Annotated in this window: 20 protein-coding genes and 1 tRNA gene; 7 read left to right on the forward strand and 14 right to left on the reverse strand. The window is 63.7% G+C overall.

The annotated features are described in order from the left end of the window. Nucleotides 1–295 precede the first annotated feature (295 nt). Nucleotides 296–1,528, reverse strand: a complete 1,233-nt coding sequence (locus tag NKH54_RS25370) for an ABC transporter substrate-binding protein (protein WP_353029245.1) — start codon at nucleotides 1,526–1,528, stop codon at nucleotides 296–298. A 178-nt stretch (nucleotides 1,529–1,706) separates the two neighbouring features. On the opposite strand from NKH54_RS25370, the gene NKH54_RS25375 reads away from it, so the two are divergent. Genes NKH54_RS25375 through NKH54_RS25385 form a run of 3 tightly spaced genes read left to right on the forward strand, consistent with a single transcriptional unit; the run spans nucleotide 1,707 to nucleotide 4,479 of the window. Further along, nucleotides 1,707–2,477 carry an SDR family oxidoreductase gene (locus NKH54_RS25375; RefSeq protein WP_352543867.1) on the forward strand — a complete coding sequence of 257 codons (771 nt, stop codon included), beginning with the start codon at nucleotides 1,707–1,709 and terminating at the stop codon, nucleotides 2,475–2,477. Between the two features lie 2 nt (nucleotides 2,478–2,479). Then, on the forward strand, nucleotides 2,480–3,547 hold the full coding sequence (locus tag NKH54_RS25380; protein ID WP_353029246.1) for an ABC transporter ATP-binding protein: 1,068 nt from the start codon (nucleotides 2,480–2,482) through the stop codon (nucleotides 3,545–3,547). Nucleotides 3,548–3,597: 50 nt separating this feature from the next. Further along, nucleotides 3,598–4,479 carry a MurR/RpiR family transcriptional regulator gene (locus NKH54_RS25385; protein WP_023681445.1) on the forward strand — a complete coding sequence of 294 codons (882 nt, stop codon included), beginning with the start codon at nucleotides 3,598–3,600 and terminating at the stop codon, nucleotides 4,477–4,479. Between the two features lie 3 nt (nucleotides 4,480–4,482). Here the strand turns inward: NKH54_RS25385 and NKH54_RS25390 are convergent, their stop codons facing one another. Beyond that, nucleotides 4,483–4,797, reverse strand: a complete 315-nt coding sequence (locus tag NKH54_RS25390) for a DUF167 family protein (RefSeq protein WP_023681446.1) — start codon at nucleotides 4,795–4,797, stop codon at nucleotides 4,483–4,485. 13 nt (nucleotides 4,798–4,810) lie between these two features. After that, on the reverse strand, nucleotides 4,811–5,101 hold the full coding sequence (locus tag NKH54_RS25395) for a YggT family protein (protein WP_023668602.1): 291 nt from the start codon (nucleotides 5,099–5,101) through the stop codon (nucleotides 4,811–4,813). Between the two features lie 148 nt (nucleotides 5,102–5,249). Here NKH54_RS25395 and NKH54_RS25400 point away from each other — a divergent pair. After that, nucleotides 5,250–5,325: transfer RNA gene (locus NKH54_RS25400), tRNA-Ala, on the forward strand. 47 nt (nucleotides 5,326–5,372) lie between these two features. On the opposite strand, the gene NKH54_RS25405 is transcribed toward NKH54_RS25400, so the two are convergent. Together NKH54_RS25405 and NKH54_RS25410 are read right to left on the reverse strand one after the other, a co-directional pair. Continuing rightward, nucleotides 5,373–7,334, reverse strand: a complete 1,962-nt coding sequence (locus NKH54_RS25405) for an acyltransferase family protein (protein WP_084633816.1) — start codon at nucleotides 7,332–7,334, stop codon at nucleotides 5,373–5,375. Nucleotides 7,335–7,438: 104 nt separating this feature from the next. Then, nucleotides 7,439–8,047 carry a TetR/AcrR family transcriptional regulator gene (locus tag NKH54_RS25410; protein ID WP_023681448.1) on the reverse strand — a complete coding sequence of 203 codons (609 nt, stop codon included), beginning with the start codon at nucleotides 8,045–8,047 and terminating at the stop codon, nucleotides 7,439–7,441. A gap of 107 nt (nucleotides 8,048–8,154) precedes the next feature. Between NKH54_RS25410 and NKH54_RS25415 the strand changes: the two genes are divergently transcribed. From NKH54_RS25415 to NKH54_RS25425, 3 genes are all read left to right on the forward strand, one after another. Continuing rightward, nucleotides 8,155–8,841 (forward strand): PspA/IM30 family protein, encoded by a 687-nt coding sequence (locus NKH54_RS25415; protein WP_023681449.1) that lies wholly within the window; start codon nucleotides 8,155–8,157, stop codon nucleotides 8,839–8,841. A gap of 111 nt (nucleotides 8,842–8,952) precedes the next feature. Further along, nucleotides 8,953–9,240 (forward strand): YiaA/YiaB family inner membrane protein, encoded by a 288-nt coding sequence (locus NKH54_RS25420; RefSeq protein ID WP_023668598.1) that lies wholly within the window; start codon nucleotides 8,953–8,955, stop codon nucleotides 9,238–9,240. A gap of 91 nt (nucleotides 9,241–9,331) precedes the next feature. After that, entirely contained in the window at nucleotides 9,332–12,757 is a 3,426-nt protein-coding gene (locus tag NKH54_RS25425) for an acyl-[ACP]--phospholipid O-acyltransferase (protein WP_353029247.1), read from the forward strand. A 47-nt stretch (nucleotides 12,758–12,804) separates the two neighbouring features. Here NKH54_RS25425 and NKH54_RS25430 read toward each other — a convergent pair whose 3' ends face one another. The 9 genes from NKH54_RS25430 to NKH54_RS25470 form a co-directional block, all read right to left on the reverse strand. Beyond that, on the reverse strand, nucleotides 12,805–14,019 hold the full coding sequence (locus NKH54_RS25430) for a hypothetical protein (RefSeq protein WP_023668596.1): 1,215 nt from the start codon (nucleotides 14,017–14,019) through the stop codon (nucleotides 12,805–12,807). Nucleotides 14,020–14,071: 52 nt separating this feature from the next. After that, nucleotides 14,072–15,022: a hypothetical protein gene (locus NKH54_RS25435; RefSeq protein WP_031196424.1), complete on the reverse strand. Its 951-nt coding sequence runs from the start codon at nucleotides 15,020–15,022 to the stop codon at nucleotides 14,072–14,074. 128 nt (nucleotides 15,023–15,150) lie between these two features. Then, nucleotides 15,151–16,932 carry an ABC transporter ATP-binding protein gene (locus tag NKH54_RS25440; RefSeq protein WP_023715886.1) on the reverse strand — a complete coding sequence of 594 codons (1,782 nt, stop codon included), beginning with the start codon at nucleotides 16,930–16,932 and terminating at the stop codon, nucleotides 15,151–15,153. 187 nt (nucleotides 16,933–17,119) lie between these two features. After that, nucleotides 17,120–18,064, reverse strand: a complete 945-nt coding sequence (locus tag NKH54_RS25445; protein WP_023693232.1) for an acetamidase/formamidase family protein — start codon at nucleotides 18,062–18,064, stop codon at nucleotides 17,120–17,122. Then, entirely contained in the window at nucleotides 18,054–19,649 is a 1,596-nt protein-coding gene (locus NKH54_RS25450; RefSeq protein WP_460221783.1) for an ABC transporter substrate-binding protein, read from the reverse strand. The genes NKH54_RS25445 and NKH54_RS25450 overlap by 11 nt, the downstream gene beginning before the upstream one ends. A gap of 76 nt (nucleotides 19,650–19,725) precedes the next feature. After that, the gene (locus NKH54_RS25455) at nucleotides 19,726–20,646 is read right to left on the reverse strand and encodes an ABC transporter permease (RefSeq protein WP_023693234.1); all 921 of its coding nucleotides are present in this window, start codon (nucleotides 20,644–20,646) and stop codon (nucleotides 19,726–19,728) included. A gap of 13 nt (nucleotides 20,647–20,659) precedes the next feature. Beyond that, nucleotides 20,660–21,562 carry an ABC transporter permease gene (locus NKH54_RS25460; RefSeq protein WP_023693235.1) on the reverse strand — a complete coding sequence of 301 codons (903 nt, stop codon included), beginning with the start codon at nucleotides 21,560–21,562 and terminating at the stop codon, nucleotides 20,660–20,662. Continuing rightward, on the reverse strand, nucleotides 21,540–22,139 hold the full coding sequence (locus tag NKH54_RS25465; RefSeq protein WP_023693236.1) for an ANTAR domain-containing response regulator: 600 nt from the start codon (nucleotides 22,137–22,139) through the stop codon (nucleotides 21,540–21,542). The genes NKH54_RS25460 and NKH54_RS25465 overlap by 23 nt, the downstream gene beginning before the upstream one ends. Beyond that, entirely contained in the window at nucleotides 22,136–23,230 is a 1,095-nt protein-coding gene (locus NKH54_RS25470; RefSeq protein ID WP_023698725.1) for a transporter substrate-binding protein, read from the reverse strand. Before NKH54_RS25470 ends, NKH54_RS25465 begins: the two co-directional genes overlap by 4 nt. Nucleotides 23,231–23,282 lie beyond the last annotated feature (52 nt).

Consider the following 23,282-nt stretch of genomic DNA (forward strand, 5'->3'; position numbering starts at 1 on the left):
CCCCCCCCCGCTCGGGGTGGCGGGGCTCCCCCCGCCCCCCCCGGGTGGGGGGGGGGTTTTGGGGGCCCCCCCCCCCGGCGGGGGGGGGGGGGTCGACGGAGTGGATGTCGACCCTTGGGGCGCAAGGCGAGGTGATGTTTGCCCCTATTGCCCTTCCTATGTCCGTTCGCGGCGGTTGCCAGGTGGTTCCCCCACTCCGTCTCGGCTTCGCCGAGCCACCTCTCCCCCTCCGGAGGGAGAGGAAAGTGTGGCGCGCCCCGATCTCAGGGGCGCGCCGGGCGCAGGGAGATACGCCCTATTTCTTGATCACGGCGTTGGCCTTGGCAGCCGCTTCCTTCAAGCCTGCCTCGGGGTCGCCGCCGAGATAGATCTTCTGCATGGCATCCGAGGTGATCTGGGCGACTTCTTCCCAGCCGGGGATGACCGGCGCAAAGCGGGCGTCGGGCAGCAGCGCGGTGAACGCTGCCAGATCGGCATTGTTGACGTAATAGTCCATCTTGGCCTCTTCCTTGTTCACCGGCAGGAAGCCTTCCCCTTGCGTGAACTTGGCGCGCTGTTCGGTGGTGAACAGGAAGTCGAGCAGCTTCCAGGCCTCATCCTTGTTCTTGGAATTCTTGAACATGATGGTGGAATCGGTGACGCCGTACGTGCCGCGCGCGCCGGTCGGTCCGGCGGGGATAGCGGCCACGCCATATTTCAGGTTCGGCGCCTCGTCCTTGATCTGGTTGGACAGGAAGGGCGCGGTGATCATCATGCCGACCTTGCCCTGCTTGAACAGGTTCTGGACGTCCTCGCGGTTGTTGGAGGTGACGCCGGGTTCCGTCAGGCCTTCGTCGATCATCGACTTGTAGAGCTTGGCGGCTTCGAGCGCGCCGGGCGTGCCGAGGCCCGACGTGCCATCCTTGTTGAGGATCTCGGTGCCTTGCGACCACATCGCATAGTAGTAATAGACGTCGGTCTCGATCTCCTTGCCCTGCAGGCCGAAGCCGAACGTGCCGGTACCCAGCGCCTTGATCTTGCGCGCATCCTCCTGCAACTCGGTCCAGGTTGCCGGCGGGTTGGCGATTCCGGCCTTCTCGAACAATTCCTTGTTGTAGTACATGGCGCGCGCCGAGGCCGCGATCGGCAGGCCGTAGGTCTTGCCCTCCATGATCGACGGCGACAGGAAGGTGTCGATGAAGCGGTCCTTGAAGTCTGGCTTGATGTAGCCGTCGAGCGGCTCGGCGACATCCTGCTGGACGAAATCGATCAGCCAGCGGGTGCCGATGATCGACAGGTCGGCATTGGTGCCGGCGGTGATGTCGGTGGTCAGCTTCTGCAGCAGCACGTCCCACGGCACAACTTCGAACTTGACGGTGATACCCGGGTTGGCTGCCTCGAATTCCTTTTTCACGGCTTCGAAATACGGGCCGGTCTTGGCGCTGTATTCGGCGACGGTTACGCGCACCTCGCCGGCATCTGCCTGCGCGGCCAGGGCGAGCAGGCTCATTCCGGCCATCAGGCCGACAGTCCATTTTGCAAGCTTCATTCGATCTCTCCCATTTGATTGCGCCTGCGCTCTTGCGGCTTCCAGGCGACCAAGGCTTAATGTGACTTTCCTACATTATCCTTCATTTCACGCTGTGCAAGCGGATTATCCTGTTGCTTAATTACATTTCCTAAAATAGCGTTTTCCGACTATCGTGGATCCCAGGGAGGCGCGCAGGGTGGTTTCAACGGCCGAATTCGCGGGCAAGACCGTGCTGGTGACCGGCGCCGGCGGCGGGCTCGGCTCGGCTATTGTGGCGCTGCTGGCCGAACGAGGCGCGCGCGTCGTCGGCTGCGACCAGTCGCAAGACCAGCTCGGCAGTCCGCATCTGGCGTCGCGCCACGTCTTCGACCTTCTCGACCGGATCTCCACCGATGCCGCGATCACGGCGATCCTCGGGAAAGACGGCGTGCCCGACATCCTGATCAACAATGCCGGCTGGACGCGCGCCGAGACTCTTGCAGCCCTGACCCCCGACAAGATCACGCATGAGCTCGACCTCAATCTGACCGGGGTGATGCTGTTCGCCGATCCACTGATCAAGGCGATGGCCGCGCGCGGTTCGGGCAGCGTCGTCTTCATCTCTTCCGTCAACGCCATCGCCCACTTCGGCAACCCGGCCTATGCCGCAGCCAAGGCCGGCATCAATGCCTATGCCAAAGCGGTCGCTGTGGAACTCGGCCGCAACGGGCTGCGCGCCAATGTCGTCTGCCCCGGCTCGATCCGCACCGCCGCATGGGACCATCGGCTGGCCAAGAACCCGGATGTTCTCGGCAAGCTCAAACGGCTCTATCCGCTCGGCCGCATCGTCGACGCCACGGAAGTGGCCGAAGCAGTGGCCTTCCTTGTTTCGGATCGCGCATCGGGGATAACCGGCGCGGTGGTGCCGGTCGACGCTGGACTGACCGCCGGCTTCCTGCCCTTCATCGACGACATATTGGGAGCCTGACCATGACCGATGTCGAGTTCCGCGACCTGTCGAAATCCTTCGGACGCCACAAGATCCTCGAAAACATCAGCCTCGACATCAAGAGCGGCGAGTTCGTCGTGCTGGTCGGCCCTTCCGGCTGCGGCAAGTCGACCTTGCTGCGCATGCTGGCCGGGCTGGAGCCGATCACCTCAGGCGACCTCTTGATCGGCGGAATGCGCGCCAACGATTTGCCGCCACAGCAGCGCAATATTGCAATGGTCTTTCAGTCCTATGCGCTGTTTCCGCATCTGAAAGCGGCCGACAATATCGGCTTTGGCCCAAAGATCCGCGGCGAAAGCCGCACGGCAATCGACGACAAGGTGAAAAAGGCCTCCGGCGTCCTCAACCTGTTCTCCTATCTCGACCGCTATCCCCGGGAGTTGTCGGGCGGCCAGCGCCAGCGCGTCGCCATGGGCCGCGCCATCGTGCGCGAACCCTCGGTGTTCCTGTTCGACGAGCCGCTCAGCAATCTCGACGCGCAACTGCGCGTGCAGATGCGCACCGAGATCAAGGCGCTGCACCAGCGGCTAAAATCGACCATCGTCTACGTCACCCACGACCAGATCGAGGCCATGACCATGGCCGACCGCATCGTGGTGATGGATCGCGGCAAGATCCAGCAGGTCGGCGCACCGCTGGAACTCTACGACCGTCCCGCCAACAAATTCGTCGCCTCCTTCATCGGCTCGCCGTCGATGAGTTTTGTCTCCGGCGCCCTGAAGACGACGCCCGAGAAAAGCTGGTTCGAATCGGCCGGCGGAGGGCGACTGGCGCTCGGCAGCAAGACGGTGCCGGCTGGCAGCACGGTCGAGGCCGGCATACGGCCCGAACACTTCGTCATCGGCGAGGCTGTCGACGCGATGGCGATCAAGGTCGATGTCGTCGAGCCGACCGGCTCGGAAACCCATGTCTATGGCGCCATCGGCGCTGACACGGTGCGCGCCGTGTTCCGCGATCGGATACAGGTCAAGCCGGGTGAAATGCTGCCGGTCTCGGTCGCGCCTGCAAACATCCATCTGTTCGACACGGCGACAGGCCTGCCGCTATGAGAGCTCCGGCATGAAAACGAAAACACCACGATGAAGACGACAACCCAGAAATGAAAACGCCGGCCGACATCATCACGCGCCTGCAGCTGATGTCGCAGGACGGCACCAAATCGGACCGCCGCCTGGCCGGCCTCGTGCTGACCGATCTCGACTTCGCCTCCAAGGCGGCAATCTCGGAAATTGCCGCGCGCGTCGGCGTCAGCGAGCCGACGGTCACCCGTTTCTGCCGCAATCTCGGCTGCGAGGGTCTGCGCGATTTCAAATTCTACCTGGCGCAGGCGATTGCCATTGGCGGCCAGTATCTGTCGCCCGAACCGCTGAACCGCGACGCGCGCGAGCAGCGCATTGCGTCGGCCATCACCGAAGCGGCAATCGCCGCCATCCAGCGCGCCAGCGAAAACCTCGACATGAAGACGCTGGTGGGCGTGGCCGCGCGCATCGTCAGTTCGGGCAATGTGCTGTGCATCGGCTCCGGCGGCATTTCCTCGATGATGGCGACCGAGATGCAGAACCGGCTGTTTCGGCTCGGCGTGCCGGTGCTGGCGCAGATCGACGGGCAATTGCAGCGCATGTATGCCGCGGTCGCCACATCGGAGACGACGCTGATCGCGTTCTCGGTGTCCGGCTATGCGCGCTCGGTGATCGACGCCGTTCAGGTGGCCCAGCAATATGGCGCCACCACCATCGCCGTAACCCCGCCGGAATCAGCGCTGGCCAAGGCCGCCGATACCGTCATCCAGTTCCAGTCGCTGGAAGACGGCAACATCTACAAGCCGACCTCTTCGCGCTACGCGCTGCTGTCGATCGTCGACATGATCGTCACCTCCGTGGCCGAGACGCGCGGACCCAGGGTTCTCGAAAACCTGCGCCGCATCAAGCAGAGCGTGAACACGCTGAAGGTCGACGATCCGAAATTGCCGCTGGGGGATTGAGGATTATCCGGCGGCCAGTGTCTCGATGCTCTTCACCAGCGTCGATGGTTCGCCAACCACACGCACCGTCTTCAGCCGCGCCGTGCCGCCTGCAATGACCGACACGACCGATACCGGAACGCCCAGCGCCTTGGCCACCAGCCGTTCCAGCGCCGCATTGGCCGCGCCATTCTCCGGCACGGCGCGCACGCGCGCCTTCAAATGACTGCGCCCGTCGGCCCATGTTTCTACGGCTTCGAGCCTGTCCACAGAAGACTTCGGCGTCAGCCGGATAAACAGGTCGATGCCGTCAGCGCGCAAGCGGAATGGCGCGCTCATGCCATCGTCAGGTTCACAGGACCAGCGGCGCTATCGTGGTGAGAATGAGCTGCCTGAGAAAGAACAGGAGCAGAAGCAGGATGATCGGCGAAATGTCGACGCCGCCGAGGTCGGGCATGAATCGACGGATCGGCCGCAGCGCCGGCTCGGTCAGCCGGTAGAGCATGTTGCCGATGCTGCCGACAAACTGATTGCGCGAGTTGACGACGTTGAACGCATAGAGCCAGGAGAAGATCGCCGAGGCGATGATGACCCACCAGTACAGGTCCAGCGCCATGACGATTGTTTGAATGAGGGCGAGCATGCCGGTCTCCGATTGTTGTCGACATGTAGCCATTGCGCGCGAAACCGGCAAGGGCCGGTCGCCTACAAGCACCGGGCACAAGGGATTTCGGCAAAACCCCGCCTTGACAGGAAACCGCAGCCTTCGATAAATGCGCCATCCGCTGGACGGGGCTGTAGCTCAGCTGGGAGAGCGCGTCGTTCGCAATGACGAGGTCAGGAGTTCGATCCTCCTCAGCTCCACCAGCGGAATTTTCCTGCCTGTCGACACATCTAAGTTCCGAGACGTCTCGTCAAAGCCCCGCCTTCGCTGCGAGATAGGGCGCCAGGGCAAGCGAGTAGCTGGCGGTCAGATGATGACTGTCCCGCCAGACGATGATGTTGCCGACAACTGCCGGGCATAGTTGCGGCCCGCAAATGGCATCGAGCATATCGATGGCGCGCACATTTTTCTGTCCTTCCGCGGCCAGCGCCAACACGTTGCTCCGCTCAATATCGCTCAGTTTGGTGACGCATTTCGTTGGGGTCGAACTCAGGCAATCGCCCGGGTCGAATTTCATATAGGGCGTGTTGCGGATGGCAACGATTTGCGAGCCGGCGTCCGTCAGCCCGCCCCAGAGACTTCGCAGCCCCTCGATCATCACGTCTTGCTGAACCGCTCCGTAATTGGACTGGCTGGTGAAGATCAGATCCGGTTTCAGCTTTAGGATCTCGGCCAGCACCTTTTCGTGCCACTGCGCGCATAAGACGTTGGGTTTGCCATTCGCCGTGATGGCCACGCGGGTGAATGGGCAGGCGGATTTTGTAAAGGTAACCAGTTTGAAGTTGCGGTCCTTTGCGATCTTGTCCAGTGCCGGCACCCACTGGGCTGCATGAGAATCTCCCACCAGAACCATTGTTTTCGCACCCGTGGGATCGCCTAGAGAGCATCGTTTGGGCTCCGAGCTTTCCTCCTGGTGGCACTTCCTTGCATACACGACCGGCACGTCCCGCCTCAGCCGGGCCAGCGGCGGCAGAAGGTTCACACCGTCCGGGACCACGGCGCCGGAGACGAGAGCGGCGGGCCCGGGGTAGGAAGGCGTGCCGATCAGCGCGGTGTCGATGCGTTCGGTCTTCAGAAAGAGCAGCAGGCTGCCGGATGCGGCCACGCATGTGAGAACCGCCGCGGTGCCGTATCCCAGCGGCTTCCACCAGGCGCCGCCCCGAGCTTGCCGGTAGCGCTGCTCAACATATCGATAGGACAGATCCGATAGAAGCAGGGTCGCCGCAATCAGGCCGAAGCCGCCGGCAAGGGTCAGCGAATGACCCTGCGCCTGGAAGATGGTGATCAGCGGCCAATGCCATAGATAGACCGAGTAGGAGCGATCGCCGATGAAACGAAGTGGCAACGAATCGAGCCCACGAAACCGGCCGACTTCAACCTCGCCAGCCAGGATGACCAGCACTGTGGCCAAGGTCGGCAACAACGCACTGACGCCGGGAAATGGAGTTGCAGCGGAAAACAGCAAGGCGGACGCAACGATGCCCAGGATGCCGGCGATCGCCAGCCACTGTCTAGTGAGTGCCGCCAGTCGAAACTGGTGTTCGGTCAGCACCAGCAGACCACCCAGCGCCAATTCCCACAGGCGGGTATGGCTGACGAAATAGGCCTGGGCCGGATCCGTCGCCGTCAAAACCACAGAGGCAACAAGTGATGCCGCGAAAATGAGCGACAACGCCCCGATCAAGCAGGCCCTCAGCGGAAGGTCACGGCGGCGCGCCAGCCAGATCACGCCGATCATCACCAACGGCCAGGCGATGTAGAACTGCTCTTCGATGGAAAGCGACCAGTAGTGTTGCACCGGGCTCGGCAAGGTGTCGGCCTCGAGATAGCTGACGGCAATCGAGGCCAGCCGCCAGTTCTCGACATAAAGAGCGCTCGCCACGATCTGGTTGCCTATTTCCTCCCAGCGCGCCTTTGAGATGAAAAGCAGCGTGCCCAGCAATGCCACCAGCAGCACCAAGGTTGCTGCAGGCAACAACCGTCGCACCCGTCGCGAATAGAATTCGATCAGCGAGACGCGACCGTCGCGCAGCGCCATCTGCGCCAGCAGGCCGGTGATCAGATAGCCAGAGATGACGAAAAAGACGTCGACGCCGATATATCCGCCGGGAAGAGCATGGGGCCACAGGTGAAAGACGACGACCAGAGCGACGGCCAGTCCGCGCAACCCTTGTATTTCGGGTTGAAACCGGCGGTTCTGATCGATTGTCACCGGGTATCCCCCAACAGTCTCAGCCGGCCTGGATCAACCGGCCAGTCCCCGCCACGATCTTCATAAGGGCAGAGTGCCGTGAAGCAAGAGCCGATCGCAGCAGTTCATTCCCTTTCCGTCTCCAGCCCGCTCACCAGCGTGTCGACGAAACCCAGCAGCTCACTTTCGAGATCGGTGGACGCCAGGCCAATGAAACGGTCTTCGAGCGAGATGGCGACGATCCCATGCACGGCGGAGAACAGCGTGCGCGCGCGGGCCAAAAGCTCCGGCGTTGCCGCCGCCGGGAGCAGCGCCGCCAGCGGCTCGACCAGATGCTGGATCAGCACGGCATGTTCGGCCAGATGCCATCCGGGCACCGCCACGCCTGGCGCCATGCGATGCTCGAACAGCGCCTTCCACGCCATGCGGTTGCCGCGGGCGAAGCCGAGATAGGCCTTGGCCAGTGCCTTCAGCTTGGCCCTTGGCTCGGCGGCGGCGGTCGCCTCCTGTTCCAACGCCGCCCCAAGTCTTGCCAGCGTGATCGAATTGACGTGCAGGATGAGCTCGTCGAGGTCGGCGAAGGCCGTGTAGAGCGCGCCGAGCGCGCAGCCGGCATCGGCCGTGATGTCGCGTGCACGCAGCCCGGCGAGCCCCAAGGACTGGATGCGCGCTTGCGCGGCCTCGATCAGCCTGCCTTTGAGATCCTCGCGTTTGGCGTCCCGTTTTGCGGTCATTAACCTTCCTTATGCGCAATTCATGAACACCGTTCATTTTCTCCTTGAACGCCGTTCACAATGTGCTACGTTGTGTCGTGAACAACGTTCATAGAGGAGAAACGGAAATGTTGAAACAGTTTTTTGCTCTCGTTCGCGGCCGAAGCTACGAAGCCGCCGAGGCGGTCGTCGACCGCAACGCGCTGATAATCCTGCGCCAGCAGATCCGCGATTGCGCCGACGCTATCGCGGCCGCCCGCCGGGCGGTTGCAATTGCCATCGCCCAGAACGAACAGGAAGTCGCGCAGTTCAAGAAGCTTGTCCTCCGCATCGACGATTTGGAGAAGCGCACGATCGCCGCGATCGAGCAGGGACAGAATGAACTGGCCCGCGAAGCCGCCGAAACCATCGCCATGCTGGAAGCCGAACGCGACGCCTCCGCCGAGGCGCAGAAAAGCTTCGGCACCGAGATCGAGCGTCTCAAGCGGATTATCCGCGTCTCCGAAATGCGCCTGCGCGAATTGCAGCGCGGCCAGCGCATCGTTGCCGCGGTCGACTCGACCCAGCGCCTGCGAGAAAGCGCGCCCGGCTCCAGCCTGTCGGCGCTCAGGGACGCCGAGGAGACGCTGCTGCGCCTGCGCACCAGGCAAAAGCAGATCGACGCCACCGCGGCCGCCATGGCCGAGATGGAACAGTCGGGCGATCCTGCCGCGGTCTCAGAGAAGCTTGCGGCCGCCGGCTGCGGCGCGCCGCTGAGAAGCAGCGCCGACGCCGTGCTCGAACGGCTCACGAAGACCATGACCAAGCCGGCCTGATCGTACCCGGCCTGATTGTTATCCAGTCTGATTGTATCCGGCCTGATTGTATCCAGCCTCAAACAGACCCACGCCCAACCAACCTAACCTTGAAACGAAAGGACCATATCGATGACCCCGAACACCTATTCCCCCAAGGACTCAAGCGCCTGGAAGACCTTCACCATGGCCAGTTTCGCCGTTGCCGCCACAATGATGGCCGGCGGCATCTACTTCATGGAGGCGAGCTTCGCCGCCAAGGGGTTTTATGCGATGGCCGCCATCATGCTCGTGCACACCTCGATCACCATCACCAAGACGCTGCGCGACTCGGAAGAGGCAAGCCGCTTCATCAACCGGCTGGAAGACGCCAAGACCGAGAAGTTGCTGATGGAAGTCAGCCGCAGTAACGAAGTGTAACCGGGTTCCCGCTAAACAAGGCTCAACGCGCAAGACCGCTGATCAATCCAGTCAGGATTTTCACCGGTCTTGCCCAATGGAAGTCGCCGCTATGGAAATCGCCCCGATCAACCGACCGACAGCTCATCTGATGACCTCCAGGCGCTTTGCGCCCTTGTTCTGGACGCAGTTCCTGTCCGCCTTCAACGATAATTTCCTCAAGAACACGCTGGTGTTCCTTATTCTGTTCACGCTGGCGGCGGACCAGGCGGCATCACTGGTCACCTTGGCGGGCGCCGTCTTCATGGCCCCCTTCCTGCTCCTGTCGGCGCTCGGCGGCGAGCTCGCCGACCGCTTCGACAAGGCTCTCATAGCCAAGCGTCTGAAATTCGCCGAGATCGCCGCGGCGGGTGTCTCCGTCGTCGGCATCGCCCTGTCGTCCATTCCCGTGCTGATGACGGCGCTGTTGATGTTCGGCGTTATCTCGGCGCTGTTCGGACCGATCAAATACGGAATCCTGCCCGATCACCTCGAACGCAAGGAACTGCCCAAGGCCAACGCCTGGATCGAGTCAGCCACGTTTGCCGCGATTCTCGGCGGCACCATAGCCGGCGGCGTCGTTTCCGCCGATGGCATCGGCGTCGCGGTGTTCGGACCGATCATGATGGCGCTCGCCGTCGGTTGCTGGCTCGTCAGCCGCTATATCCCGTCCACCGGTTCGGCGGCGCCCGACCTTGTCATCGACAAGAACATCTTCCGCTCGACCTGGCGCCAGGTCGCCGAATTGCGCACCGACACGCGCATCTGGCGCGCCGGCCTGATGACGTCGTGGTTCTGGCTGATCGGCGCCATCGTGCTCTCGCTCCTGCCGGTCCTGATCAAGGATTCGCTCGGCGGCAACGAAATGGCCGTCACCGTCTACCTCGCCGTGTTCGCCGTCTCGATCGCCATCGGTTCGGCCATCGCCGCCTGGATGTCGCAGGGCCGCATCGTGCTGTTGCCGGCACCGGTCGGCACGGCGCTGCTCGCCCTGTTCGGCCTGCATCTCGCCTGGACCATCTCCGGCATGACGCCGTCGCCCCAGGCGGAAACCCTTGGCGCATTCTTCGCCGGCCCAAACACGATCCGCGTCGCCATCGACCTCGCCGGCATGGCCATTGCAGCCGCTTTCCTGGTGGTGCCGACCTTCGCCGCCGTGCAGGCCTGGTCGCCCGAAGCGCGGCGCGCCCGGGTCGTCGCCGCCGTCAGTATCGTCAATGCCGGCTTCATGACTGGCGGCGGCATCATCATGGCCCTGATCCAGACGAAGGTCTCGACCGGCGGCATCCTGTTCGGCCTCGTCGCGGCCAATGCGATTGCCGCCTGGCTGATGCTGAAATATTTGCCGACGAACCCCTTCCGTGACTTCGTCTCCATCCTGTTCCGCGCTTTCCTGCGCCTCGAAGTCGAGGGTATGGAAAACCTCAAGGCGGCCGGCAAGGCGCCGATCCTGGCGCTCAACCATGTCAGCTTCCTCGACGGTCCGCTCGCCTTGACGCTGACCGATGAGGAGCCGGTCTTCGCCATCGACTACACCATTGCCCAGGCCTGGTGGATGAAGCCGTTCATGAAACTTGCCCGCGCTTTGCCGCTCAACCCGGCCAAGCCGATGTCGACCCGCACGCTGATCAAGATCGTGCAGGGCGGCGATCCGCTGGTGATCTTCCCGGAGGGACGCATCACGGTGACCGGCGGCCTGATGAAGGTCTATGACGGCGCCGCCATGGTTGCCGACAAGACCGGCTCGATGGTTGTGCCGGTGCGCATCGACGGGCTGGAGAAGACCTACTTCTCGCGGTTGAGCTCGCAGCATGTGCGCCGCCGCCTGTTCCCGAAGGTCAAGGTGACCATTCTGGAACCGGTCAAGCTCGAGGTGCCGCAAGAGCTGAAGGGCCGCAAGCGCCGCGCCGCGGCGGGTTCCGCGCTCTACCAGGTGATGTCGGATCTCGTTTTCCGCACCCAGGACATCGACAAGACCGTACTGGAAAAGATCATCGAGACGGCGAACGAACGCGGCATGAATCAGCTCGCAGTTCAGGATCCGGTCACCGGTTCTCTCAGCTACAGCAAGCTGCTCACGGCTGCCGCCGTGCTTGGTGAGAAGTTCCAGAACCTTTATGCCGACCAGCAGACGCTGGGCATCATGCTGCCCAACGCCAACGGCTCTTGCGCGACGCTGCTCGGCGTCATGTCCGCCGGCAAGGTTCCGGCGATGATGAACTTCACCGCAGGTGCTGCCAATATTCTGTCCGCCTGCAAGGCCGCCGAAGTCCGCACCGTGCTGACGTCCCGCGCGTTCGTCGAACAGGCAAAGCTCGGCGCTGTAGTCGAGGAACTCGGTCGCTCGGTCGACATCGTGTGGCTCGACGATCTCAGAAAGACCATCAGTCTCAAGGATAAGCTGCTCGGCTTGCTGCGCAAGTCGACGCCGCGCGCGAAACGCAAGCCCGGCGATGCGGCGGTGATCTTGTTCACCTCGGGTTCGGAAGGCACGCCGAAGGGCGTCGTTCTGAGCCACCGCAACATCCTGGCCAACGCCGCCCAGGCGGCGTCGCGTATCGACTTCCATTCGGGCGACAAGGTGTTCAACGTGCTGCCGATCTTCCACTCCTTCGGCATGACCGCGGGCACGGTGCTGCCGTTGATCTCCGGCGTGCCGGTCTATTTCTACCCCTCGCCGCTGCACTACCGCCTCGTGCCGGAACTGATCTACGGCTCGAACGCGACGATCATCTTCGGCACCGACACCTTCCTCTCCGGCTATGCGCGCACCGCTCACCCCTACGACTTCCGCTCGATACGCTATTGCTTTGCCGGCGCGGAACCGGTCAAGACAGCGACGCGCATGACCTATATGGAGAAGTTCGGCCTACGCATCCTCGAGGGCTACGGCGTCACCGAGACGGCGCCGGTGATCTCCATCAACACGCCGATGTACAATCGCTCCGGAACCGTCGGCAAGATCATGCCCGGCATGGAATACCGCCTCGATCCGGTCCCCGGCGTCGACGAAGGCGGCCGGCTGTTCGTGCGCGGCCCCAATGTCATGGCCGGTTATCTCCGGGCCGAGAAGCCCGGCGTGCTCGAACCGCTCGACGACGGCTGGCATGATACGGGCGACGTCGTCGCTATCGACGAAGGCGGCTTCATCACCATTCGCGGCCGCGCCAAGCGCTTCGCCAAGATCGGCGGCGAGATGATCTCGCTCGCCGCTGTCGAAGCGCTGGCCGGCGAATTGTGGAAGGGCTCGCTGTCGGCGGTCGCCACGGTGCCCGACGCGCGCAAGGGCGAAAAGCTGATCCTCATCACTGAGGCATCCGGCGCCACACGAGCGGAATTCCTCGCCTACGCCAAGGCCAACGGCGCCATGGACCTGATGGTCCCGGCCGAAGTGCGGGTGGTCTCAAAGGTACCGGTCCTTGGCTCCGGCAAGCTCGACTTCGCCGCCGTGACAAAAATGGTGCGCGACGAAGAGGCCTTGAAGACCAAGGCCGCCTGACCCGGCTACGGCAACGGGCCGACGCAAGAGCCGGCCCGTTCAGATGATCAACCCTTCGCATGCCGCTGCGAGATCAGCATCGCCATGCGCTGGACTGCCCGCAGCTCCATTTCCACGCCCGGCGACGATGCCAGCGCCGGCATGTTGAGCGCCACCACGGTCAACGGCTCGAGCGTCGCCAGCAGCACATGGGTCGCCTCAAATTTCTCGAACAGCCATGCCAGCTGCTCGCGTATATCCTGGTCGACTGGCGCCCCCGGCTGCGTATCGGCGAGCGAGCGCACGGGCTCCTGCTCCAGTGCACGGGCCAGCACCTTCAGGTCGAAGTCGCCGAGGTCCCCTGCCGGCAGGATCAGCGCACCGTCGACAAGGATATGGCTCTGCAGGCCGCGCAGGAAGCGCGCCGAATCGGTGAGGTCGCCCTCGGCCATATGCTTCAGCAACGAGTCGCGGCGCTTCTCCGCGGTGAGGCTGACGCTGTCATTGTAGATGACTGCCAGCAGCGTCGCCGACAGCACGATCACCACGCCCTGCACACTGCCGCGCCAGCCGAGATCGTCGATGCCGCCCAGCGCCAGCCCGGCGAAAACCGAGCTCAGCGTAATCACGGTAAAGGCGCCGATCGTGTCGCGATGGCCGAGGCTGGCGCGTCCAAGGCCGATCGTCAGCCAGCACAGGAACAGGATGGCGATGCCGCCAAGCCGAACCGGCACTTCGAACAGGCCGGGCCGGTAGTCGGTGACCATGAACGGAATGATCAACAGCAGCGACAGCGCCATGCGCTCGACCGTGCGGTTTTCGGCCGCCGACAGGCTGTCGCGATCGCGCGTCATCACCAGCCAGCCGATGGCGAGAAAACCTCCGAACTGGAAGGCAAGTAGTACCGCCATTCGCCATGGTTCAGCGAAACGTGCCGGGATCGGCGCCAGAAGGAAGAACAGCAGGGCACCGCCGGCGGCGAACAATTTGAGAGCGAACGGCGCGTGCCGGCGCAGCAGGCCTTCGGTCAGCAGCAGTGCGGCCAGCGGCAGCAGACCCGCCGCCGTGATGGTGACGAACCGGAAAAAGGCAAGACCCGTGGTCCAGTCGAGGATGCGGCAGGCAAGCAGCACTGCCAGCACCTTGAGGCCGAATAGAAAGCGCCGCGACAGCGGATCGCCCGTGTCGCGCCCGCCTATGATCGATATCACGACAAGCAGGCCAACCAGCGCCGCTAGCGAGGTGATGGTGTCGGCGACGAGCGTGCCGTCGAGGTTCATCATCGGCCGGCTGCCATCAGCTTGCGGATAAACCGAGACGCCACGAATGAAGCCATCAGCGTGTCCATGGTCTCAGCACATTCCATTGGCGGGTGCTATCGGCCCAGTGAACCACCGGCAGCACCAGCCGCTGCAGCGTGGCGGCCGCGCCGGCCACGGCAAGTGCTGCAAGCGAGCGGCGCGGAACCGTGTCGGCGAGAAAGGTGCGCGCCGACTGGAAGCTCATCTGGCCGATCTGCAGCACATCGTCGCCGCGCCCGTAGTCGAGTTCCTTGCGGCAGAACTCGTTAAAGGTCTCCTCGCGGTGCTTGGCCGTCTCGTCGAAGGTTTTCTTCAGATCGTCCGAGCCGCCCGTATAGGCATTGGTGATGACGAAACGCTCTTCGTCGAAACCCGCTTCGGGGCCGACGCCGAAGACATGGCGGTGCCGCGCCATGATCTGCCGCGCCAGAAGCACATGGGTCAGCGAGCGCCGCGCGCCGGCATGCGGTCCGGGAAACACATTGCTGAACGCCTCCGCGACCATGCCGACGACGGCCGGCACCTGGCTGACGTTGGAGATCCAGATCGGCCTGAACTGGTTGCGCAAAAACATCAGGAAGCAGGTCAGGCCGTAGAGGATCCAGCTGAGACCGCGGCTGCGCTCGTCCGGATCGATCATGACCAGACCGAGGTGCAAGACTTCATAGGGCTTGCCGGCCAGCGAAATCTCCATCAGCGCCAGCGCGTTGAAGGCGATCGGCCGCCCGTCGCTGCGGCGATAGACGATGGTGATGATGGAATGTTCCAGCCGGCTGCGGTCGCCGGAAAACACACCGTAGGTCAGGCTGCCGACTTTCAGCGTCTTCGACGCCACCAGCCGCAGATCGCTGCTCAACTGCTCCAGCTCGGCCGCCTTCATCCAGCGCCCGGGCCGCTCCACGACACGCGTCTCGTAGTCGGCGGATACGCGCATGCGCACATCCATGAACCGACCCGGCAGCAGCTGCAGAACCGCCTTGAGCACTATTTTTCCCCGTGGCAAGAACTCCGACCGTATAGTGGCCGCCGTCCACCTAAGACGCGGTAAACCCGAGACGGCAGTTCTTGGTTGTACTCAACAAAGTAAAAGAACAGCTGCCAGCCAGTGCGGGCTCAGCTTTCCGCAGCAACCAGATGGCCGCCGCCGACATCGTTCAGCGCCAGCTTCAGCGGCGCCTCCCCGATCCTGCGGGTGGCGCTCGGGATTTCCTGGTCGAGGCGCGCGAAGCGCGTTCTGCGCTGCGCCGGATCGGGCACCGGCACGGCGTCGATCAGCCGCCTGGTGTAGGGATGGCGCGGGTTGGAAAACACCTGGTCGCGCGTGCCCATCTCGACGATCTGGCCGAGATACATGACGGCAACGCGGTCGGAAATGTTCTCGACCACCGCCATGTCGTGCGAGATGAAGAGATAGGCGACGCCGAATTCGCGCTGCAATTCCTTCAGCAAATCGAGCACACGCGCCTGCACCGAGACGTCGAGCGCGGAGACGCTTTCGTCAGCGATGATCAGTTTTGGTCGTAGCGCCAGCGCTCGGGCGATGCAGACGCGCTGGCGCTGGCCACCGGAGAATTCGTGCGGGTAAAGCTCCATCTGGTCGGCCGACAGGCCGACGCGCTCGAACAGCGCCCCCACTCGTTCGCGGCGCTCGTCCTTGGAGGCGATGCCATGAATCACCAGCGGCTCGGCGACGAGCTCGCCGACGCGCATGCGCGGATCGAGCGAAGCGAAGGGATCCTGGAAAATCATCTGGACGTCACGGCGCACCGCCTTGCGCTCGTCGCGGCCAAGACCGGAGAGATTGCGCCCGCCAATGACGATGTCGCCGCTATACGGCGCCAGTCCGGCCAGCGCCTTGGCGGTCGTCGACTTGCCGCAGCCGGATTCGCCGACCAGAGCAAGCGTTTCGTTGGGCGCGATCGAGAAGCTGACGCCCTCGACGGCGTGGACGCGGCGGGTGACCTGGCCAAAGATGCCGCCACGCAGATCGAAGCGGACATGCAGGTCGTTGATCTCGGCGACATTGGCCGGTTTCAAGACGTCAATCGCATCCCTGGATTTCTGTCGACCGACGCCACTGCCGATGCGCGGCACGGCAGCCAGCAGTTCGCGCGTATAGTCGGCCTGCGGCTGGACAAAAATATCCGATGTCGTGCCTTCTTCGACCATGCGGCCGTCGCGCATGACGATGACCCGGTCGGCCATTTCGGCAACCACGCCCATATCGTGGGTGATCAGGATGACGCTGGTGCCATGCTGGCGCTGCAGGTCGCGCAACAGCTCCAGCACTTCGCCTTGCACGGTGACGTCGAGCGCCGTCGTCGGTTCGTCGGCGATCAGCACGTCGGGCTCGAGCGCCAGCGCCATGGCGATCATCACCCGCTGGCGCATGCCGCCGGAGAGTTCGTGCGGAAACTGCTTTAACCGGCTTTCCGCCTCCGAAATGCGCACCGCCTTCAACGCCTCGATGGCGCGCCGGCGGGCTTGCGCCGACGACAGGCTGGTATGCGCCTCGATTGATTCGGTGAGTTGCCGGCCGATCGACAGAACCGGGTTGAGCGAGGTCATCGGCTCCTGGAAGATCATGGCGATGCGGTCGCCGCGAATGCGCCGCATCTGGCGTTCGTCGAGGGTTGCTAGGTCGGTGTCGCCCCGATTCCCATCCCGAAGACGGATCATGCCTGACGATATGCGCGCCGCCGGCTGCGGCAAAAGCTGCATGATCGCCAGCGCGGTCATCGACTTGCCGGAGCCGGATTCGCCGGCAATGCAGAGCGTCTCGCCGCGCGCCAGCGTCAGCGACAGGTTGGAGACGACATCGCGCTCGCCGTCCTCGCCGCGCACGCTGACGGAGAGGTTGGCGATGGAGAGGATGGGGTTGTCGGCGAGGGTCATTGTGGGTGGAGCCCTGCGACGGATTGGTTCCGTCGCACCATTCGCACAAACCTTGGCGCTGACCCCCACCCGGACCTCCGGTCCGACCTCCCCACAAGGGGGAGGTAGGGTGGCAGCGCTTTACCCTCCCCCTTGTGGGGAGGGTCGCTGCGAAGCAGCGGGGTGGGGGTGCGGCGCCGACGTACCGTCATTCAAACACGCAACGCGGAAAATAGAACGACACCACCCAGTTCGGCATGTCGACGATCTCGCTGATGCGCAGGTCCCCGCACACCGAGGCCAGCATATAGGCCTCGACCGGATCGATCTGATACCGCCCAGCAAGCAGATCGACCATCTGCGCCACCGCCTCCTTGGCGCCGGTCATCAGGTCCGGCCCGATACCCGTCGTCACCTCATAGCCCTTGGCGTCGAGATGGCGCGTCACCGGACCGGCGGTGGTGAAGCGCGGCGTCTTCAGCCTGGCGTCCTTGACAAGGTCGAGCTTGAGCACGACGTCCATCGGGCTCTCGATCGCCGTGCCGCAGACCTCGCCATCGCCTTGTGCGGCGTGCGTATCGCCGACCGAGAACAGCGCGCCGGCCACCTCAACCGGCAGATAGAGCGTCGTGCCGGCAGCGAGATCGCGGATGTCGAGATTGCCGCCGACCCGCCGTGGCGGCACCACCGAGTGAAGCCCCATCTCAGCCGGCGCATTGCCGATGGTGCCGGCGAACGGCTTCAGTGGTACGCGCGCGTTTTTCCCGAACAGCGCCGGTTCGAGCGCGGCTGCATCGTATTTCCAGATGTTCAGCGCCGGTTCCGTGAAGTCGTCGGCGAGCAGGCCGAAACCCGGAATGTTCGCCGTCCAGCCGAAGCCGGACGGTTTGAACATCTCGATCGTCACCTTGAGCGCGTCACCCGGCTCGGCGCCCTCGACGAAGATCGGCCCGGTCACCGGGTTGACCCCGGCGAAGTCGAGCTTGGCGATTTCGGCAACCGTGCTGTCGGCGTTCAGCTGGCCGCCGGCGGCATCGAGGCACTGGAACTCGATGGTCGCGCCGGGCGCCACCCGCTCGGCCGGGACAAAGGAATTGTCCCAGCCGAAATGGTGGTGGCGCCCATGGATGGTGTAGTCGCAGTTATTGCACATCTTTTACGTACACATTGTCGTAGTTGATCGGGATATGGACCGGGTCGACATAGAGGTTGTCGGCGCCGCCCATGCGCGCGGATTTCATGGTGAAGCGCTGTTCGTTGAAGACCGGCGCCCAGGGCGCGTCTTCCATCACCTTGTCGTAGATGGCGCTCCACATCTTGTCGCGTTCGCCGGCCTTTGCCGGGTCGACCACCGAATCCGCCTCGGCCGCCTTGGCGTCGAGATCCTTGTTGCAATACCACGACCAGTTCCAGCCGCCGGGCACCGCGCCGGCGCAGCCGAGGATCGGGCCGTAGAAATTCGACGGATCGGGGAAGTCGGCGATCCAGGCCATGCCGCCCGACCAGATCATCGGCGCGCCGGCCTTGTCACCGCCGGCGGCGATGACATTGGCCTGCGCCAGCGACTGGATGCTGGCCTTGATGCCGATCGCCGCCAGGTCCTGCTGGATCGCTTGGGCAATGCGCGGGTTGGGATCGGTGTTCATGGCGAACAGCTGCGTGTCGAAACCATCGGCATGACCGGCCTCGGCCAGCAGCGCCTTGGCTTTGGCTACGTCATAGGGATAACCCTTGTAGTCCTTGTCGTAGCCCGGCATCGACGGCGGCAGCGGCTGGTTGGCCGGCACGGCGCGGCCGTTGATGATCTGGATGATGCGCGCCTTGTTGAGCGCCATGTTGACGGCCTGACGCACCTTAACATTGTCGAACGGCGCCATGGTGGTGTTCATGGTGACGTAGCCGGTGTGCAGCTGACCGCCTTCGACGACACGCGCCTTCTGCTCGGGATCGGCCATCACCTCCTGGAACTTGGCCGGCGGAATGCCGTCGCCGGGAACATCGATCTCGCCCTTCTGCAAGCGCAGCAGCGCCACGATCGGCTCCTGGCCGATCTCGAAGGTGATCTTGTCGAGATGCGGCAGGCCCTTGTGCCAATAGTCCGCATTGCGCTCGAAGACGATGCGCTGTCCCAGCGTCCACTCGGCGAGCTTGAAGGCGCCGGTGCCGACCGGATGCTTGCCGAAATCGGCGCCATATTTCTCGACCTCTTCCTTCGGCACGACATGGGCGAAATTGATGGCCATGACATGCAGGAAGGTGGCGTCGGGCCGGGTCAGTTCGAACTTGACCGTGTAGGGGTCGACGACGGTGACACCGGACAGGCCTTCGGCCTTGCCGGCGGCGACATCGTCATAGCCCTTGATCGAGCCGAAGAAGCCGGCGCCGGGGCTCTGCGTCTTCGGATTGGTGACGCGGTCGAGCGAATATTTCACGTCGTCGGCCGTCATCTCGCGGCCATTGTGGAATTTCACGCCATGGCGCAGCTTGAAGGTGAAGGTCTGGCCGTCGGGCGAAATCTCGTAGCTTTCTGCCAGATCGGGCTTCAAATTGGTGGTGCCCGGCTCGTAATCCATCAGCCCATCGAACAGGCTCTTGATCATCGACCAGTTCTGCCAGTCATAGCCGATCGCCGGATCGAGGGTCGCAACATCGTCCTTGTAGGTGATGGTGATGGCGCCGCCTTGCTTGGCGTTGGGATCGACCGTGTCTTCGGCGCGGACGCTTGTCATGCCGAGCATGAGGGCCAAGGCCGATGCCGCGACTGTGGATGCGAGAAACTTTTTCATTGTTGTGTTCCCTTTCTCTGTTTCATTTTCATCTGAGCTTGATGCGGGGATCGATGAACGGCGCGATGATGTCGGCGAGCAGATTGCCGAGCACGATGGCGAAGGCCGAGACCAGCGTGACGCCCATGATGATCGGAATGTCGACGCGCTGGATCGCCTGCCACGCCAGCTGACCGATACCCGGCCAGCCGAACACGCTTTCGACGACGACGATGCCGCCCATGAAGATGCCGATGTCGATGCCGATCATGGCGATGACCGGCAGGATGGCATTCGGCAGTGCGTGGCGGAATATGATGGCGCTGCGCGCCAGGCCCTTGGCCCGCGCCGTGCGGACATAATCCTGGCGCAGGACGTCAATCATCGACGAACGCATCATGCGCGCGTACCAGCCGGCGCCGAGTATGCCCATGGTCAGCGACGGCAGCACCAGATGGCGCCATGTGCCGTAGCCGCCGATCGGAAACCAGCTTAGCCGCACGGCAAAGACGTAGAGCAGCAACAAGCCGACGACGAATTGCGGCGCCGAGACGCCGACGAAGGAGGCCACCATCAGGGTCTGGTCGGTGGCGGAGCCGCGCTTGACGGCGGCGATCAGCCCCATCGAGAGCCCGATCAGCAATTCGCAAAGGATGGCGCCGACCATCAAAAGCAGGCTGGCCGGCAGCCGCGAGACGATGAGTTCGGTGACCTCCGAGCGCTGGATGTAGGAGCGGCCGAGATCGCCGCTGAGTAGCTTCGTCAGATAGTGCCAGTACTGGACCACGAAAGGCTGGTCGAGGCCGAGTTGCTGGCGGATGTTTTCCACCGTCTGCGGCGTGGCACTGCGGCCGGCGATCTGCCGCACCGGGTCGGCCGGCAAGAGGTAGAGCAGCGCAAAAGTGATCAGCGAGACGCCAAGCAGGATGAGCAGCGACTGGATCAGCCGGCGGCCGAGATAGGCGATCATGACCGGCCCCCCATTATTCCCGGCCCCTTTGCGTCGGATCGAGGATGTCGCGCAACGCGTCGCCGATCAGATTGAAGGCCAGCGCCAACGCGAGGATTGCGGCGCCGGGGAAGAACACCAGCCAGGGCGCGGCCTGGAAATAGGTCTGGTTCTCGAAAATGATGTTGCCCCACGACGCGGTCGGCGGCTGCACACCGATGCCGAGGAAGGAAAGCGTCGCCTCGAGCAGAACCGTGGTCGAGATGCCGAGCGTGCCCCAGACGATGATGGTCGGCAGCAGATGCGGCAGGATGTGGCGAAATAGGATGCGCGGCGCACTCGCCCCGATGCTGCGCTCGGCATCGATGAACTCGCGCTCGGCCAGCGATGAGGTCTCGGTGTAGATGACACGCGCCGTCTGCACCCAGTTGACCAGCGCGATGACCATGGCGACGATCCACAGACTCGGCTGAAACACTGCCGCCAGGCAGATGGCGAGCAGCAGCGCCGGGAACGCCATCATCAGATCGGTGAAGCGCATCAGCGCACTGCCGATCCAGCCGCGGAAATAGCCTGCGGTGACGCCCACCAAAGTGCCGATCAAAAGCGCCACGCCATTGGCGACGATGCCGATGATCAGCGAGGTGCGGGCGCCGTAGAGGATGCGGGTCAAGAGGTCACGTCCGAGCAGGTCGGTGCCGAGCCAATACTGGGCGCTGGGCGGCAGCGGCGAGCCCTCGATGGTCAGGCCGTCGAACATCTGCTCGTTGGGATCGTAGCCGGTCAGCCGGGGCGCCAGCACGGCGCCGGCGACAACAATGGCGACGATGACCAGCCCGAGCAGCGCCAGGCGGCGTTTGACCAGCCGACGCCAGACGCCGGCGCGCGGTTTTGCCGGCATGCGTACCGGGAGATCAGGCGCGATGGGACTGGTCATCGCCGCCTTCCTCATCCGTCATTGCCACGATCCTGCGCGCGGCATCCTCGACGCTGATCTGCCAGCTCATCGCCAGCGATCGCAGTTGTGCATAGGCACGCTCGTCATCGCTGCCTTTCGACAGCGCCGTCACCGCGCGCACAATGGTCTGGCGCTCGGCGACGCGCTGGCGCAGCGACGCTATCTCGCCGGCTAAATGCTTGCGTGCCTCGAAGCTCTGCCTTGCGATCAGCAATGCGCTGTACACACCGGCATTGCCGACCGGCTTCAGCAGCTGCGCATCGGCCTTGTGCGACAGCGCCCATTCGATACGCCCCGGCGCCTCGGAACCGATCAGCGCCACCAGCGGCATCGGCGCCTCACCGGCTTCCCACGGGAACTGCTCGTCGAAACCGAGATCGGCATCGAAGAAGACGAAATCGGCGGCGAGAGCTTCCGGCGGCAATTCCGGCCAGCAGTCGATCGTAGCCAGGCCGATGGCCGACAATTGCCTGGTGATGGCCTGCACCGTCGGATGCGGGCGATGCAGGATGAAAGCCCGCGCGCCGCCGAGATTGGGGATGCGCGTCCGCGTCATGACACCACCCTCAGACGCGGACGGCCGAATGTCTTGGCGGGGTCGTAGCGCGACAGATAGGGATCCGGCGCGACCTCATCCTCCTGGCTGACGACCTCGAAGAAGCCATCGGCGATCCGGCCGATGATCACTGGCAGCGTCGCGTGCTGGGAGTGGGCGTCGATGGCGATCGGCCCGAGCCGGGTGGAGAAGCGCCGCTCGGCGAAGGCCTTGGAAAATTCCGCCGGGCCGGCATCAGTGTTGCGCGACAGCACGTCGGCCATCACCTGCACCGAGGCATAGGCGGAGGCCTCGAAGGACGAAGCGAAGGCAGCCGGCCGGGGCGCGAAATAGGGCCCGACCGACAGATGCCCTTTCCCTGTCTCGCCGATCGCCGGCAACTCGCCTTCCGTGAGGTTGCAGGAGATGACGGGGCAGTTTTCCGGCCTGAATGCCGCATCCTCATCGCCCAACTCGCGGTAAGCCGCCAGGAAGGCATACGACGAGGTGCCGATCAGATTGTTGAGGATGAAGCTCGGCCTCGTCGCCCGGATTTCCGCGATCAACCGCGACACGTCGGTCTCGCCGATGCGCAGATAGCGCTCGCCCAGCACTTTGCCGCCGGCATCCGCGATCAGGTCGCGCGCCACGCGGTTCATCTCCCAGCCCCAAATGTAGTTCGAGCCGAGCAGGAAGCCGTTGGCGCCGAAACGCGGCACGACATGCGCCATCAGCGGAACCAGATGCTGGTTGGGGCAGGCGTGCATGTAGACGACATGCTCGTTGGCCTCGAACCCTTCATAGGGGCAGGCATACCAGAGCATGCCGCCGGCCTTCTCCAGCACCGGGATGGTTTCCTTGCGGCTCCACGAGGTGACGCAACCGACGACATGGCGCGCGCTGCTGGTCCTGAAAATGTCCTCGCACAAAGTCGCGTAGCGATCGGCATTACTTTGCGGATCGCGCTCGACCGGAACCAGTTCGATGCCATAGCTCCGATCGAGATTGATGTCGGCGATGGCGCGCGTGGCGCCCATCCGGCACGCATCGGAGACCAACTGGTAGCTGCCCGAGCGGGAATACAGGATGCCGATCTCGATACGCCGTTTCAAACCGATCCTCAGAAATGACAATGCCCCGCAGCCAGCGCCGGAGGGCGAGGCA

Source organism: Mesorhizobium sp. M1004 (genome assembly GCF_040318795.1).
Lineage (GTDB): Bacteria > Pseudomonadota > Alphaproteobacteria > Rhizobiales > Rhizobiaceae > Mesorhizobium.

What these genes read in the sequence shown, in the direction of transcription:
- NKH54_RS25450 (WP_460221783.1), bottom strand. Translation starts at nt 19,649, where the DNA reads ATGCTCGGCATGACAAGCGTCCGCGCCGAAGACACGGTCGATCCCAAC.
- NKH54_RS25415 (WP_023681449.1), top strand. Translation starts at nt 8,155, where the DNA reads ATGTTGAAACAGTTTTTTGCTCTCGTTCGCGGCCGAAGCTACGAAGCC.
- NKH54_RS25395 (WP_023668602.1), bottom strand. Translation starts at nt 5,101, where the DNA reads ATGCTCGCCCTCATTCAAACAATCGTCATGGCGCTGGACCTGTACTGG.
- NKH54_RS25390 (WP_023681446.1), bottom strand. Translation starts at nt 4,797, where the DNA reads ATGAGCGCGCCATTCCGCTTGCGCGCTGACGGCATCGACCTGTTTATC.
- NKH54_RS25455 (WP_023693234.1), bottom strand. Translation starts at nt 20,646, where the DNA reads ATGATCGCCTATCTCGGCCGCCGGCTGATCCAGTCGCTGCTCATCCTG.
- NKH54_RS25440 (WP_023715886.1), bottom strand. Translation starts at nt 16,932, where the DNA reads ATGACCCTCGCCGACAACCCCATCCTCTCCATCGCCAACCTCTCCGTC.
- NKH54_RS25420 (WP_023668598.1), top strand. Translation starts at nt 8,953, where the DNA reads ATGACCCCGAACACCTATTCCCCCAAGGACTCAAGCGCCTGGAAGACC.
- NKH54_RS25460 (WP_023693235.1), bottom strand. Translation starts at nt 21,562, where the DNA reads ATGACCAGTCCCATCGCGCCTGATCTCCCGGTACGCATGCCGGCAAAA.
- NKH54_RS25370 (WP_353029245.1), bottom strand. Translation starts at nt 1,528, where the DNA reads ATGAAGCTTGCAAAATGGACTGTCGGCCTGATGGCCGGAATGAGCCTG.
- NKH54_RS25465 (WP_023693236.1), bottom strand. Translation starts at nt 22,139, where the DNA reads ATGACGCGGACGCGCATCCCCAATCTCGGCGGCGCGCGGGCTTTCATC.
- NKH54_RS25430 (WP_023668596.1), bottom strand. Translation starts at nt 14,019, where the DNA reads ATGATGAACCTCGACGGCACGCTCGTCGCCGACACCATCACCTCGCTA.
- NKH54_RS25380 (WP_353029246.1), top strand. Translation starts at nt 2,480, where the DNA reads ATGACCGATGTCGAGTTCCGCGACCTGTCGAAATCCTTCGGACGCCAC.
- NKH54_RS25445 (WP_023693232.1), bottom strand. Translation starts at nt 18,064, where the DNA reads ATGTGCAATAACTGCGACTACACCATCCATGGGCGCCACCACCATTTC.
- NKH54_RS25385 (WP_023681445.1), top strand. Translation starts at nt 3,598, where the DNA reads ATGAAAACGCCGGCCGACATCATCACGCGCCTGCAGCTGATGTCGCAG.
- NKH54_RS25425 (WP_353029247.1), top strand. Translation starts at nt 9,332, where the DNA reads ATGGAAATCGCCCCGATCAACCGACCGACAGCTCATCTGATGACCTCC.
- NKH54_RS25410 (WP_023681448.1), bottom strand. Translation starts at nt 8,047, where the DNA reads ATGACCGCAAAACGGGACGCCAAACGCGAGGATCTCAAAGGCAGGCTG.